Source organism: Stenotrophomonas sp. 22385 (assembly GCF_052045085.1).
GTDB lineage: Bacteria > Pseudomonadota > Gammaproteobacteria > Xanthomonadales > Xanthomonadaceae > Stenotrophomonas.
Window position 1 is genome coordinate 277,082 of the sequence record NZ_JBQEOG010000001.1, and the last position, 14,277, is coordinate 291,358.

At 66.3% G+C, this 14,277-nt stretch carries 14 protein-coding genes; 5 read left to right on the forward strand and 9 right to left on the reverse strand.

The features are described 5' to 3' along the window. Positions 1-6: 6 nt before the first annotated feature. The 8 genes from ACTJI4_RS01125 to ACTJI4_RS01160 form a co-directional block, all read right to left on the reverse strand. A complete protein-coding gene (locus ACTJI4_RS01125) occupies positions 7-441 on the reverse strand; it encodes a Na+/H+ antiporter subunit G (protein ID WP_392922650.1) in 435 nt (144 codons plus the stop codon). Beyond that, a complete protein-coding gene (locus ACTJI4_RS01130) occupies positions 438-722 on the reverse strand; it encodes a K+/H+ antiporter subunit F (protein WP_068854300.1) in 285 nt (94 codons plus the stop codon). Before ACTJI4_RS01130 ends, ACTJI4_RS01125 begins: the two co-directional genes overlap by 4 nt. After that, positions 719-1,222 carry a Na+/H+ antiporter subunit E gene (locus tag ACTJI4_RS01135; RefSeq protein WP_392922654.1) on the reverse strand — a complete coding sequence of 168 codons (504 nt, stop codon included), beginning with the start codon at positions 1,220-1,222 and terminating at the stop codon, positions 719-721. Before ACTJI4_RS01135 ends, ACTJI4_RS01130 begins: the two co-directional genes overlap by 4 nt. After that, entirely contained in the window at positions 1,219-2,754 is a 1,536-nt protein-coding gene (locus tag ACTJI4_RS01140) for a monovalent cation/H+ antiporter subunit D (protein ID WP_440868289.1), read from the reverse strand. Before ACTJI4_RS01140 ends, ACTJI4_RS01135 begins: the two co-directional genes overlap by 4 nt. Beyond that, positions 2,751-3,137 (reverse strand): Na+/H+ antiporter subunit C, encoded by a 387-nt coding sequence (locus tag ACTJI4_RS01145; RefSeq protein WP_392922660.1) that lies wholly within the window; start codon positions 3,135-3,137, stop codon positions 2,751-2,753. The genes ACTJI4_RS01140 and ACTJI4_RS01145 overlap by 4 nt, the downstream gene beginning before the upstream one ends. Then, positions 3,137-5,965: a monovalent cation/H+ antiporter subunit A gene (locus tag ACTJI4_RS01150; protein ID WP_392922663.1), complete on the reverse strand. Its 2,829-nt coding sequence runs from the start codon at positions 5,963-5,965 to the stop codon at positions 3,137-3,139. Before ACTJI4_RS01150 ends, ACTJI4_RS01145 begins: the two co-directional genes overlap by 1 nt. A gap of 392 nt (positions 5,966-6,357) precedes the next feature. Next, positions 6,358-6,843 (reverse strand): Mpo1 family 2-hydroxy fatty acid dioxygenase, encoded by a 486-nt coding sequence (locus ACTJI4_RS01155; RefSeq protein ID WP_095363152.1) that lies wholly within the window; start codon positions 6,841-6,843, stop codon positions 6,358-6,360. Positions 6,844-6,925: 82 nt separating this feature from the next. Further along, positions 6,926-7,852 carry a phosphoribosylaminoimidazolesuccinocarboxamide synthase gene (locus ACTJI4_RS01160; protein WP_392922668.1) on the reverse strand — a complete coding sequence of 309 codons (927 nt, stop codon included), beginning with the start codon at positions 7,850-7,852 and terminating at the stop codon, positions 6,926-6,928. Positions 7,853-7,995: 143 nt separating this feature from the next. On the opposite strand from ACTJI4_RS01160, the gene ACTJI4_RS01165 reads away from it, so the two are divergent. The 4 genes from ACTJI4_RS01165 to yegS all read left to right on the forward strand — a co-directional run bounded on the left by ACTJI4_RS01165 (position 7,996) and on the right by yegS (position 10,684). Continuing rightward, positions 7,996-8,325, forward strand: coding sequence for a J domain-containing protein (locus ACTJI4_RS01165; RefSeq protein ID WP_392922671.1), 330 nt, complete (start codon positions 7,996-7,998; stop codon positions 8,323-8,325). Positions 8,326-8,366: 41 nt separating this feature from the next. Then, entirely contained in the window at positions 8,367-9,044 is a 678-nt protein-coding gene (rpe, locus tag ACTJI4_RS01170) for a ribulose-phosphate 3-epimerase (RefSeq protein WP_068854293.1), read from the forward strand. A 1-nt stretch (position 9,045) separates the two neighbouring features. Next, entirely contained in the window at positions 9,046-9,537 is a 492-nt protein-coding gene (locus ACTJI4_RS01175) for a GNAT family N-acetyltransferase (protein ID WP_392922677.1), read from the forward strand. Positions 9,538-9,757: 220 nt separating this feature from the next. After that, entirely contained in the window at positions 9,758-10,684 is a 927-nt protein-coding gene (gene yegS, locus ACTJI4_RS01180) for a lipid kinase YegS (RefSeq protein WP_392922681.1), read from the forward strand. 41 nt (positions 10,685-10,725) lie between these two features. Here the strand turns inward: yegS and ACTJI4_RS01185 are convergent, their stop codons facing one another. Further along, entirely contained in the window at positions 10,726-11,592 is an 867-nt protein-coding gene (locus tag ACTJI4_RS01185; protein WP_440868290.1) for an ankyrin repeat domain-containing protein, read from the reverse strand. Positions 11,593-11,705: 113 nt separating this feature from the next. On the opposite strand from ACTJI4_RS01185, the gene ACTJI4_RS01190 reads away from it, so the two are divergent. Further along, on the forward strand, positions 11,706-14,090 hold the full coding sequence (locus tag ACTJI4_RS01190; protein WP_440868291.1) for an XVIPCD domain-containing protein: 2,385 nt from the start codon (positions 11,706-11,708) through the stop codon (positions 14,088-14,090). Positions 14,091-14,277 lie beyond the last annotated feature (187 nt).

A 14,277-nucleotide genomic window follows, 5' to 3' on the forward strand; every position in this document is an offset into this window, starting at 1 on the left:
GTGTCCCTACGTCTCCGGGGGTGCGGTGGAATCCGCGCGCGTGGCGAGGCGTTCGTCGTCATCGCGCCCTTCTGTCATCGTGCGCGGACGCGGTGGCGGCAGCTGTTCTTCCTTCGCGGTCTCATGCCCGGGCAGGCTCGGCCGCTTTTCCATCATCAGCGACAGCGCGGCCTTGGCCATCATGTGCGCGCTGATCGGTGCGGTGATGAACAGGAATACGGTGATCAGCAGCTCACGCGGCTGCGGGTCTTCACCCAGGAAGATGTGGTACAGCACTGAACCGGCCAGCACGCAGCCCACGCCCAGCGTGCTGGCCTTGGTCGGCGCATGCAGGCGCTTGAAGAACGTGGACAGCTTCACCAGCCCCAGCGCGCCAACGAGGATGAAGAAGCAGCCAAACAGCAGCAGCAGCGACAGCGCGACCTGGATGAAGGTGATCATTCGACGATGTCCCGGCGCAGCACGAACTTGCTCAGCACCACGGTGCTGCCGAAGCCCAGCATCGCGATCACCAGTGCGGCTTCGAAATAGACGGCCGAATTGAGGTACATGCCGAACAGCATCAGCTCGGCGATGGCCGTTACCGACAGCGTGTCCAGCGCCAGGATCCGGTCGGGCACGGTCGGCCCGCGCAGCAGGCGCCAGGTGGCCAGCAGCATGGCCAGCCCGACCACGTGCATGCACACCGCCATGGTGGTCTGGATGAAGGTGAAACCGGTCATGGGAAAATCTCCATCAGCGGGGCTTCGTAGCGGCTCTTGATCTGCCGGATCAGTTCGTCTGGATCGTCCAGGTGCAGCACGTGCACCAGAAGATGGCGACGATCGTCGGACAGCGCGGCCGAGACCGTGCCCGGGGTCAGCGTGATCATGCTGGTGAGCGCGGCGATGCCATGGATGTTGGCGATATCCAGCGGCAGCCAGATGAAGCCGGGGTGGATGCGGCGTTCCGGGCCGAGCACCTGCACCGCCACGCGGATATTGGAGACCAGGATGTCCCACAGCGTCACGCAGATCAGCTTGGGCAACGGTCGCAGCGAGCCGATGCGCGCGAACTCGCGGTCCAGCCGGGCGGCAAACAGCGGGACCACGACGCCCAGCAGCATGCCGAGCAGGATCTGGCCGAGGGTGAAACTGTCGGACATCAGCACCCAGAAGCCGGTGACCATCACGCTCAGCGAGGTCGACGGGAACAGGCGGCGAAGCAGCGGGCGGCGGCTCATGGCTGGCGGATCTCCGGCGTGGCGGCGCGCAGTTCGCCCACGTAGTCCCGCGGGGTGAGCAGCTGCGTGGCCATTGCATCGGTGTATTGCATCAACGGGTTGGCGAACAGGCTCATGCCGATGCCGTAGCAGAGCAGCAGCGCGGCGGCGAACAGCTCCACGGTACGGGTGGGGGCCTTGCGCGGCGGCGGCACGCCTTCGTCCAGCACCGGCACCCGCCAGAACAGGCGGATACCGCCCCGGGTAATACCGACGATCACCATCAGGCTGCTGCCCAGTACCGCCGCCCACACCACGCCGGTGTACGCCGCCGGCATACCGGCCAGCATCGCCGCCTTGGCCAGGAAGCCGGACAGCGGCGGCAGGCCGGCCACCGACACCGCTGCGATCAGGAACAGCACCGCCGGAGTTTCCTTGCCGGGCATCGGCGCGATGATTTCCTTGCGGTCACTCGCGCCACCGCGGCGGCGGCGGATCAGGTCGGCGATGAGGAACAGCGCCGCAGCCACGAAGGTACTGTGGGGCAGGTAGTACAGGCCTGCAGACAGCACCTGCGGGGTGCGTATCGAGAACGCGATGAACAGCGTGGCCGCCGATACCACCACCAGGTAGGAGATCAGCACGCGCAGGCGCGCGGCGGCAAGCACGCCCAGCCCGCCCAGGATCAGCGTGGCCACGCCGGCCCAGAACAGCCACTGGCTGCCGTAACCGGCCATCGCCCCGGCATCTTCGCCGAACCACAGCGAGCTTACCCGCAGCATCGCGTACAGGCCCACCTTGGTCATGATGGCAAACAGCGCGGCCACCGCTGCCGGTGCGCGTGCGTAGGCTTCAGGCAGCCACAGATACAGCGGCATCAGTGCGGCCTTGCTGCAGAACACCAGCAGCAGCAGGCCGAGCGTTGCCTTCACCAGGGTCAGGTGGGTGGGCGGCACCTCGGCGATGCGCTGGGACAGCTCGGCCATGTTGAGCGAGCCCAGCGAGGCATACAGCAGCCCCAATGCGATCAGGAACAGCGTGGAAGCGGTGACATTGAACACGACATAGTGCAGGCCGATGCGCATGCGCAGCCCGCGCCCGCCACTGAGCAGCAGGCCGTAGGAGGCGATCAGCATCACCTCGAAGAACACGAACAGGTTGAAGATGTCGCCGGTGAGGAAAGCGCCGTTGAGGCCCACCAGCTGGAACTGGAACAGCGCATGGAAGTGCGGCGCCCGCCGGTCCCAGCCGGAACAGGCATGCAACAGGCACGGAATGGCCAGCAGCAGGGTGGTCAGCAGCATCCAGCTGGACAGGCGGTCGGCCACCAGCGCGATGCCCAATCGTGAGGGCCAGTCGCCAAGCAGGTACACCGCGATGGTCCCATCGGCAGTCTGCGCGAACAGCAGGGCCACCGCCGCCGCCAAGGCGGTGAGCGTGCTCCAGGCGACCGTGCGCTGCACCTTCGGCCCATAGCGGCGGTGTTCGACGAACAGCGAACACGCCGCACCGAACAGTGGAATCAGGATGGGCAGGATCACCGCATGGTTCACGGGCCGCCCTCCCGGCCGGGCGCGGTATCGGCCAGTTCTGCAGCCTCATCCTCGTGCGCGTCGACGTGGTCGCTGTGGTTGTCGCTGCGGCTGCGCATGGCGAGCACGATGCTCACGGCGGTCATGGCGAAAGCGATGACGATCGCGGTCAGGACCAGCGCCTGCGGCAGCGGGTCGGTGTAGTTGCGCAGGGTGCTGTCCACGCCTTCCTTCAGCACCGGCGCCTTGCCGGTGACCAGGCGGCCGCCGGAGAAGATCAGCAGATTGGTGGCGTAGGACAGGAAGGTCATGCCGAGGATGACGTCGAAGCTGCGCGCGCGCAGCAGCAGGTAGATGCCGATTGCAGCCAGAACGCCGATCGCGCTTGCCAGGGCCAATTCCATCAGTGGGTCTCCCCGGTGCGTGCCGAACGGCGGTTGGGATCGATCTCGCCCTTGCGCGAGTTGCGGGTGCGCGACGGCTTCACCGTGCCCATCATCGACAGGATCAGCATCGCCCCGCCGAACACCACCAGGTACACGCCGGTATCGAAGCCGATGGCGCTGGCCAGCGGCACCGTGCCGATCAGCGGCAGCGCCAGGTCCAGGTGCCCGCTGGTCAGGAATGGAACGCCGAACAGCATCGAGGCGCAGCCACTGACGATGGCGATGAGCAGGCCCGCGCCGATGCAACGGATGTAATCGAAGCCGAAGCGCGATTCCACCGAGGTGGTGCCCTGGATGACGTACTGGATCAGCAGCGGCACCGCCAGCACCAGACCGGCGATGAAACCGCCGCCGGGCGCATTGTGGCCGCGCAGGAACAGGAAGATCGATACGGTAAGCGTCAGGGGGAACATCACCTGGGCCAGATCAGCCGGCACCGGCAGCTTGATCGGCGGGCCGGGCATGATCTGTTCCGGTGCCATCCGCGATCGCCGCAGCATGGCGTGCACCACCAGCGCGGCGATGCCGAACACGGTGATCTCACCGAAGGTATCGAAGCCACGGAAGTCCACCAGGATCACGTTGACCACGTTCTCGCCATAGGCTTCAGGCAGTGCGCGCGCGAGCAGTTCGCCGGCCATGGTGTTGGGCGGCAGGGTCATCGCGCTGTAAGCCATGGCCGCAAGGCCACCGCCGCCAATCACCGCGATCAGCGCATCGCGGCGCTTGCGCCAGCGCGACTTCTCCGGCGGGGACTGCGCCGGCAGGTAGTTCATGCCCAGCAGCATCAGCACCAGCGTCACCATTTCCACCAGCAGCTGGGTCAGCGCAAGGTCCGGCGCGGACAGGAACACGAAGGTCAGCGACACCATCAGGCCGACGCCACCGACCACCAGGACCGCCAGCAGGCGCTGGCGGTAGACGAACAGTGCGCCCAGCGCGCAGGCCATCATCACCGCCCACAATGCCCAGCCCAGCAGCGGGATGGGCTGCGGCGAGGGCCAGTTCGGCGATACGGGGTTGGCTACGAACGGCGCGGCAGCCACGATGATCGCCACCACTACCAGCGCCATCAGCATGCGTTGCAGGCTGCCGTTGGCCAGGCCCTGGGTCAGCCGGTGGGCAAAGCCGAACACCAGGTCCAGCTGTTTGTGGAACAGGTTGCGACCGATGGCATGGCTGACCACCGCATGCAGGTTGATGAGCCGACGCAGGCCGAAATACAGCGCGATGCCGCCCAGCACCCCGGCGATGCTCATCATCAGCGGCATGTTGAAGCCGTGCCAGACCGACAGGCTGTACGCCGGCATGGCCGGGCCCAGGATCGAGGAGGCCGCTGCGTGCAGGATCGGGGCCACGGTGAGCGCCGGGGCCACGCCCACCGCCACGCACAGCACGACCAGGACCTCCACCGGCACTTTCATGAAGCGCGGCGGCTCGTGCGGCACCCGGTCAAGGTCATGCGGGCCCTTGCCGAAGAAGGTGTCGTGCACGAAGCGCAGGCTGTAGGCCACCCCCAGGACGCCGGCCAGCAGCGCGGCGATCGACACCGCGATGCGCATCGGCTCCGGCCCCTGCGCGGTGATCGCCTCGGCAAACAGCATCTCCTTGGACAGGAAACCGTTGAGCAGCGGAATGCCGGCCATGGCCAGCGAGGCGATGATCGCCAGCGCGCTGGTGAATGGCATCAGCCGGCGCAGCCCGCCCAGCTTGCGCATGTCGCGGGTGCCGGTTTCGTGGTCGATGATGCCCGCGGCCATGAACAGCGAGGCCTTGAAGGTGGCGTGGTTGAGAATGTGGAACACGCCGGCCACCACCGCCATCGGCGTGGACAGGCCGAACAGCAGGGTGATCAGGCCCAGGTGCGAGATCGTTGAATAGGCCAGCAGCCCTTTCAGGTCGTGCTGGAAGATCGCATTCCAGGCCCCGATCAGCAGGGTCAGCGCGCCGATGCCGCTGACCGTATAGAAAAACAGGTCGCTACCAGCGAGGGCCGGGTGCAGCCGCGCCAGCAGAAACACGCCGGCCTTCACCATGGTGGCCGAGTGCAGGTAGGCCGACACCGGGGTCGGCGCGGCCATGGCATGCGGCAGCCAGAAATGGAACGGGAACTGCGCGCTCTTGGTGAAGATGCCCGCCAACACGAGGAACAGGGCCCATGGGTACAGCGGGCTGGCACGGATCACATCGCCGGCGGCCAGCACCGCATCCAGCTCGAAGCTGCCGACGATGCGGCCGATCAGCAGCACGCCGCCCAGCAGCGCCAGCCCACCGCCGCCGGTCACCACCAGCGCCATCCGCGCGCCCTCGCGGGCGTCCTGGCGGTGCGACCAGAATCCGATCAGCAGGAACGAGCTGATGCTGGTCATTTCCCAGAACACCATCAGCAGCAACAGGTTGCCCGACAGCACCATGCCCAGCATGGCGCCCATGAACAGCAGCAGATAGCAGTAGAAGCGGTGGGCGTTGTCCTTCGCACTCAGGTAGTAGTGCGCGTACATCACCACCAGCGCGCCGATGGCCAGCACCATGCCGGCGAACATCCAGGCCAGCCCATCCAGCCGCACCGAGAACGCCAGACCGATCTGCGGCAGCCATTCCCCGAAACTGCGCACGACCCCGCCCTCAAGGATCGCGGGGGTCATCGTCGCGAGCAGCGCCAGACCGCCCACGGGCGCGGCCGCGGCCAGCCAGGCCGCCGCCGCGCGGGAGCTGTGGCGGAACACAATGAGCGCCACCGCCAGCAGGAAGGGCAGGGCGAGCAGCAGGAGAAGGCTGGGATTCATGCAGGGAATGCGGGATTCACGAGCAGGCCTTTCAGTCTAACAGGCAGGGATTTGTCGCCGATATACCCGATTACGCCACCAATTGCAGGCAACGTGCTTGATTCATCTTTTTGCCTCCAGCAGCGGGCTCCATTCGGGCGCGTTCAAGGCCGTATGGAAACGTTGCCGGCACTTTGCGATCTGAGTGGTCTCGCCACCGTTCAGCCCAGCAACGACAGGGCCTCCGCCCGCCCGTCAGCCACCTCGCAGATGAACGGAAGACGCGCCCCGGATCCTGCCCAAAGCCATGCTGGACCCGCTGCCGTGCAGCAGGAGTGAGCATTCATTTCGTTCAGGTTGGGCGCCAGTGTCGACGTCTCGTAGTGCCAGGCCGTGCGTGGCAAAGCCAACCGTCAGTAAGCCAGGTCGAACTTCCGATAAGCCTTCGCCATCACCCATGCGGGCCCGATCAGCAGATAGGTCAGATCAGTCAGGAAGCTGGGCTTGCGCCCCTCGAACTTGTGGCCGATGAACTGCGCGACCCAGGCCACCACGAACACGCCCAGCCCCAGCCAGGCCAGGTTGGCCAGCCCGATCTCGGCTTCCAGCAGCCGGCAGGTGCAGCCGCATACAAAGAAGAAGGCGAGCATGCCCAGGCCCAACCGGCGCGACAGGCGGTTGTAGAAGCACCACGCGGTAAACATCGCCAGGCCGGCCCAGACCCCGTACTGGAACCAGGTGATCAGCGGTGGCAGGCACCACAGCAGGGCAATGACCGACCACAGGATTGCCGGCACCGCCACCACGTGAATGCGCTGGTTCAGCGTATTGCGGTGGTCGTCGGAATAGCTGGCGAAATAGCGGTCGATGGGCCGCACAAGCTGGGTGGTCGTGGACATTGAGCCTCCGGATTGGGCACAGGATACTCCCGGAGACCCCGATGCAACGGAGCCGGCCTGCCGGCCGGCTCCGGGCATCTGATCAATCCACCGAGATCCCGGCCAGGCGCTGCAGCGCCTCGGCGTACTTGGCGCGGGTGCGCTCGATGATGTCCGCCGGGATGTTTGGGCCCGGGGCGGTCTTGCCCCAGTCCAGCGTCTCCAGGTAATCGCGGACGAACTGCTTGTCGTAGCTCGGCGGGCTGGTGCCCACCTCGTATTCGTCGGCCGGCCAGTAGCGCGAGGAATCCGGCGTCAGCATCTCGTCCATGATGTACAGGCGGCCATCGGCATCGGTTCCGAACTCGAACTTGGTGTCGGCCAGGATGATGCCATGCTCGCGCGCGTAATCGGCGGCGAACTTGTAGATGCGCAGGGTGGCATCGCGCACGCGCTCGGCAAGGTCCGCGCCGACGGTCTTCACCATCGCATCGAAATCGATGTTCTCGTCATGGTCGCCCACGGCGGCCTTGGTCGAAGGAGTGAAGATCGGCTCGGGCAGCTGCTCGGCCTGGCGCAGGCCGTCGGGCAGTTCAATGCCGCTGACCTTGCCGGTGCGCTGGTAATCCTTCCAGCCGCTGCCGATGAGATAGCCGCGGGCGATGGCTTCCACCGGTACCGGCTTGAGCTTGCGGGTCACCACCGCGCGCTTGGCGTACAGCGCCGGGTCCACGCCGTCGGGCAGCACGCTGGCCACATCGATGCCGGTAAGGTGGTTGGGCATCAGGTGCGCGGTCTTGGCGAACCAGAAGTTCGAGACCTGGCAGAGCATTTCGCCCTTGCCGGGAATCGGATCGGGAAGCACCACGTCGAAGGCCGACAGACGGTCGGTCGCGACCATCAGCAGGTAGTCCCCCGGCGGAGTGCCGGCGGGCAGCCGTTCGCGCGGAATGTCGAAAACATCACGCACCTTGCCGCGATGGCGCAAGGGCAGGCCGGGGAGATCGGATTGCAACAACGTGGTCGGCACGGGCACTCCTGAGGCTTCGTCGAGACAGCTGTCCAGGGCACCCGGAGGGCCCGCAGGGACAGCGGGCGGCCTAGTGTAAAGCGGGTTGGGCCCGCTGTGACGTAAAATAAGGTCCCTTCGTTGCCCCGGCCGCCCCGACGACCATGCGCTGGTACGGAAAACTGCTCGGATTCATCGCCGGCGCCCTGCTGTTCAGGCCCAACCCGCTGTTCGGGGCCGTCATCGGCCTGCTGATCGGCCATGCCTTCGACGCCGACTGGTTCCGCCTGAACAGGGAGAACCCCTACCGGGAGCTGGGGCTGACCTCCGAGGCCACCGACGCCGAAGTCGACCTGGCCTACCGCCGGCTGATGTCCCAGTACCACCCTGACAAGGTGGTGGGCGCGGCCCCGGAGCTGCGTCAGCAGGCCGAGCGCAGATCGCGCCAGCTCAACGCCGCCTACGACCGCATCAAGACCCTGCGCAAGCGCTGAGCGCGCGCCGCCCCTCTCTTTACGTCCCCAAGGCACCGGCCATGTCCAACTGCATCATCGCCCCGTCCATCCTGTCCGCGAACTTTGCCCGCCTCGGCGAGGAAGTGGACAACGTGCTCGCTGCCGGCGCCGACTGGGTGCACTTCGACGTAATGGACAACCACTACGTGCCCAACCTGACCATCGGCCCGATGGTCTGCCAGGCCCTGCGGAAGCACGGGGTGACCGCCCCCATCGACGTACACCTGATGGTGGAGCCGGTGGACCGCATCATCCCGGACTTCGCCGAAGCCGGTGCCACGTACATCAGCTTCCACCCCGAAGCCAGCCGCCATGTGCACCGCACCATCCAGCTGATCCGCTCGCTGGGCTGCAAGCCGGGCCTGGTGCTCAACCCGGGCACTCCGGTCGACATCCTGGACTGGGTGCTGGATGACCTGGACCTGGTGCTGCTGATGTCGGTCAACCCCGGTTTCGGTGGCCAGGCCTTCATTCCCTCGGCGCTGGACAAGCTGCGCGTGGTGCGCCAGAAGATCGATGCCAGCGGCCGCGACGTGCGCCTGGAGATCGACGGGGGGGTCAAGGCCGACAACATCGGCGCGATTGCCGCGGCCGGCGCCGACGCCTTCGTGGCCGGCTCGGCGATCTTCAATGCGCCGATCAGCTACAAGGACGTGATCGACCAGATGCGCCACAACGTGGCCAAGGCGCGGGGCTGACATGGGCGCGGCCGGACTGCAGATCCGCGACGCCACGGCTGCCGATGCCGCGCTGATCCTGCGCTTCATCCGCGAACTGGCGATCTATGAGAAGGCCGAATCGTCGGTGCAGACCGACGAGGCCGGGATCACGGCCAGCCTGTTCGGCGCCGACGCCAAGGCGCGTGCGCTGGTCTGCGAAGCCGATGGCCAGGCCATCGGGTACGCGGTGTACTTCTACAACTATTCCACCTGGCTGGGCCGCAACGGCATCTACCTGGAAGACCTGTACGTGAGCCCCGCGCAGCGCGGCAGCGGCGCCGGCAAGGCGCTGCTCAAGCACATCGCCCGCATCGCCGTGGCTGAAGGCTGTGGCCGCTTCGAGTGGTCGGTGCTGGACTGGAACGAGCCGGCGATCAGGTTCTACGAAGCGGCCGGCGCCAAGCCGCAAAGCGAGTGGACGGTGTACCGGCTCGAAGGCGAAGCACTGAAAGCGTTCGCCCAGAACCGGTAGGTATCGACCGTTGGTCGATACGCCGTCTGCGCGCGGATAAAAAAAGACCGCACTCTTGCGAATGCGGCCCTGGGAATAGCGGGAGGCTGATCCTGCCTCCATCCATCGTCCCTGCTATGGACTCCCATTCTCCGGGCCATCGGTGACCGTTTGATGACGTTCACCGCCCCTGACACATCGCACTGCTAGCCTGCGCCTCCCCCTACCGTGGAAGTGCTGCATGCGTGGTCCCCGCTGGCGTCTGATCCTCAACGGCAAGTCCACCGGCAACGACGACCTGCGCGCGGCCGTGCACGCGCTGCGTGACGAAGGGGTCACCCTGGAGGCGCGCGTCACCTGGGAAGACGGCGACGCCGAGCGCTACGTGGCCGAGGCGATCGAGCATGGGGTGGATACCATCATTGCCGCGGGCGGCGACGGCACCCTGAGCGAGGTGGCGGAAACCCTGGCCCACCGCGATGAGGCCGCCGACGCCCTGCCTACCCTGGGGCTGGTGCCGCTGGGCACCGCCAATGACTTCGCCACGGCCGCCGGCATCCCGGACGAGCCGTTGCAGGCGCTGAAGCTGATCCAGGCCCAGGCGGCGCGTCCGGTGGACCTGCTGCGCATCGATGCCGATGGCGAGCTGTGGTGGTGCGCGAATGTGGCCAGTGGTGGCTTCGGTACCGAGGTGACGGTGGAAACCGACGAGGGCCTGAAAAAGGTCCTCGGCGGGCTGGCCTATCTCGTGACCGGCATCTCCCGGCTGGGCCGGATCGACCCGATCCGAGCCCGATTGCGCGCGCCGGACTTCAACTGGGAAGGGGGCTTCATTGCGCTCGGCATCGGCAATGGTCGACAAGCCGGTGGCGGCCAGGTGTTGTGCCCTGATGCCCTGGTCAATGACGGCCTGCTCGACATCACCGTGATCCCCGAGCTGAGTGGCGAAGTCGCCTCGACACTCGGCGCGCTGATCCGGGGCGGCAAGCAGGGCGCATTGGAACAGGTCGCCGAACGCACCCGCGCGCCGTGGGTGGAGATCGAAGCCGACGAGCCGATGACGCTCAACCTGGATGGCGAACCAGTACGCGCGCGCCGCTTCCGCATCGACTGCGTGGCAGCACGCGTGCGCATGCACCTCCCGCTCGACAGCGCGCTCCTGCAGTAGCCGCTGGCGCACCGCCGTAGAGCCGGGCTCTGCCCGGCTGTTCAGAGCAGCTGAACATCCTCTTCCCGCGATGGAAACTTGAATGCTTCACGCTTCTTGCGAATGTGCTCAGGCATCGGCGGACGCGGGATGTTTCGCTCGACCAGCCACTCCTGGCACTTCTTCTGCCACGGCAGAAGGTCGGGCGTGGTGATCTCCCAATAGATGTCCTCCACCATCATCTGGCGCGCGGGACTGTTTGATCCCGACGCAGCGGGTGCGGAAAGGGTCGGGTCCGCGCCGTGCTCCAGCAGCCAGTAGGCTGCGTCGAAACCACCGCGGGCGGTATACCAGCTCAATACCGTATCGGCCTTGCCGAGGTTGTTTTCGTTTACCTTCGCGCCTGCTTCAACCAACTGCTGGACGTTCTTCCATTGATTTCCGTTGATGAACGCCTGGAACAGCAGCGTTTCCCCGCCGCTGCTTCGCGTATTCGGGTCGCCGCCGTGCTTGAGAAGCAGTTGCAGGAAGGCCGGGTCCTCCAGTCGGACGGCATACACCATGGCGTTATTGAACTTGAAGGGCTTGCCGTCGATTTCGCGGACTTGTCGTGCATTCGGATCAGCGCCGTTGTCGAGCATCGCGCGCAAGCCTTCCACGCTGCGGGTGCGAAGCGGCCATGCCAGCAGGGGAATTCCGTCACGCTTGGCAAACTCGACGTCCGGGTTGACCCCCTTGTCCTTGATCAAGCGCCGCACTTCGTTGGCATCACCGCGTTCACTTGCGTTGGCCAAGGCCAGCGCGTTGCCTTCGAAGTATTGGGCCGCGCCCTGGGCCGACGAAGCGGCACAGCCGCTAAGCGCGAAAACTGTGAACCAAACCGCAAAAAGAACGGCGTTCGTTGTCATCGTGTGAAGGCGCGTCGGCATGTGCTTCCTGGAATTCAGCCCGTGAAGGGGTGACAGTAGCAAAGTGTTCTAGTATTCGATAACGCGGGCATCTCAAGGGGATCGCGCGCGTTCACTGTGCAATGGAGCATGCCATGAGTGGTCTCGACAACGAGGCGCGTACCCGCGCCATCCAGGAACAGAATCGTCTCGTCCAGCAGCTGCGCGACAGCGGCAATGAAAATGAGGCAGACCGACTCCAGGAAACCTATCACGCGCGCGAGATGTCCGGTCTCGCTGCGGACGTCTATCTTTCGGCCAAGCACGATGGTGAACCGCCTGCGGGATGGACGCGTGCGAGTCTTGATCCCGCAGCGCTGCGCGCCGCCGGAATCGAGATGTCAGATGCCGAGATCCGTACCCGCCTGCAGCCGCCCGATTCCGGTTTCCGTGCGGAAATCTATGTGCCTGACAAAAGCGTGTTTGGCGAGAACGCCAAACCGGTGGTGGTGTTCAAGGGCTCGACCGGTGAAATCGTCGACCCTGGCGCGCCGAACGGTCGGCGGGAGTCCGGTGGTGAGGACTTCCTCAACAATGGCCAGCAGGGCATCGGCATGCGCAGCGATTACTACGATCGCGCGATGCAGTTGGGCGCGTTGCTGAATCAGAAGACGGGGGGCAACTTCGAGATCGCCGGTCACTCCCTGGGCGGTGGCATGGCATCCGCCGCCTCTGCCGTTACCGGCGTCCGCGCCACCACCTTCAATGCGGCCGGCCTCCACCCGGACACCGCTTCGCGTTACGCAAAGGACAATGGGCTGCCGACGTTCAACCCACAGCAGACCGTGCATACCTACCAGACCAGCGGTGAGGTGTTGAACGATGTGCAGAATGGCCTGCAGCGTTTGAACGAGCATCAGCGTAACGGTTACGGCCTGCTGGCCAACGAAACCAGCAAGCTGTTGCAGGAGCCCTTGATGCAATCGCTGGTGACCGAGAAGATGCGCGACATGTTGCCGCCGGGCGCACAGACCGCTGCGGCGCAGTTCGTCGAGCAGCTGGGCTCCAAGCCCGGCAATGAAGCGCTGCGCAACGTGCCAGTGGCTGCCGGCCACATGGAACTCGTGCTCGAGGCCAAAACGCGCAATGCGCAGGGCGAGCTGGTCGATCGCGCCCGCACCGCCGCACCGAGCCAGGTTGCAGAGTTGGCCGGGCCGCTGTCCACCGTGCTGCATGCCGGGGCGCAGGGCATGCGCGCTGGACGAGTGGCTGGCGAACAGGTCGAGCGCGCCGGGTCCGGCGTGGCCTACGCGTTGGACAAGACCGGCGATGGTCTGGAGCAGGTCGCGCGGGTCCAGGGCATGGTTGTGGGCAAGGTGGTGGAAACAGGCTCGGCCACGTTGCGCGTCGGCGTGCAGGGCGGAACCACCGTGATCGCCAGCGGGCGCGAACTGACGGGCATGGTCGAAGCCACACGCGACCGCGTGCGCGGCCATCTGATGGCCGGCCCGCTGTCGGCATTGTCGGCGGGTGCGGATCTGATCGGCCTGGATGACGTGTCGAAGCGTCTGCAGGCCAATGCCGACCACATCCGCACCACCCAGGAAGGTCGTGCGGTCGCTGCCGAGCGCGAGGCTCGTGAAAACGCTGCCACCGTGCGTGCGGCGGGCCAGCGTGTGGCTGACGGCATCGATCGCCAGGGCCAATGGGTCGCCGGAACCCTGCGCAATGGCTATGCCACGGCCGGTGCCTACGTGGACCAGGGCTACGACTTTTCCGCATACCACGTGAAGAACGTGACTGCGCAGGCGCCGGCGGTACTGGCCACAGTCGGAGGCGTCGGCACCGCAACGGTGGCGGCCGTAGCCACCCATGTGCCCACCGCCAACCGGCCACAGAACCTGCTCAACCTGGCCGAAACCGTCGTGTTCGCCAATCGCATCATGCCGTCCTTTGGCGAGGCAGCCGCCCGCCACGGCATGGCCGATACCGTCATCCCCAGTCTTGACGCCGAACTCGGCAAGCAGGAAGCCAGGGCCCGCGCGCTGCTGGAACAACACGAACGCATCCAGCACCCGGCGGAGAAGCACGCGGCCATCGCCGCCGAGCCCGCCACGCTGGTGGTCGGCATCAACGATCCGGGCCACAGGCAATACCACATGTTCCAAGGGGCCCAGTCCGGCGTTCACGGCATCGATGCCGCCCACAACCGTGTGCCCGACCTGCAGAGCGACCAGCTGGCCGGTGCGCTGGCGGCGAAGGCCACGCAGGAAGGCCTGGAACGCATCGAGCGGGTGGTACTCAGCGAGGACCGCACCCGCGTGTTCGCGGTCGATACCCAGGACCTCACCTCCGTGCACCGTCACCTGGCGCAGGTGGACGTGGTGGCCGGCCGGCAGCAGCCGCTCAGCGTGAGCACCGAGCAGGTGGCCGAGGTCAATCGCCAGCAGGAGCGCGCCGCTGCGGCCCCGGCGCTGGTGGCCGACCTGGGCGCCGAACAGCGCGAGCAGGAACAGCAGGCCGCGCGCCGCATGGGCTGACGCCTCCGGCCCTGTTGGCGGCTGAACCGCCAGCAGGGCCGGGCGTGGGCCGCGCGCACCCGGGTTCCATCCGGTGCCGCCTATGCGGTACAGTCCCCGGGTGTCCATTCTGACGACCCCGCATACCCTTTCTTCCGCTCGCCGTTGGTGGCGATGGTGGCCTGTTGCCGTCGTCCGTCCCGCCACC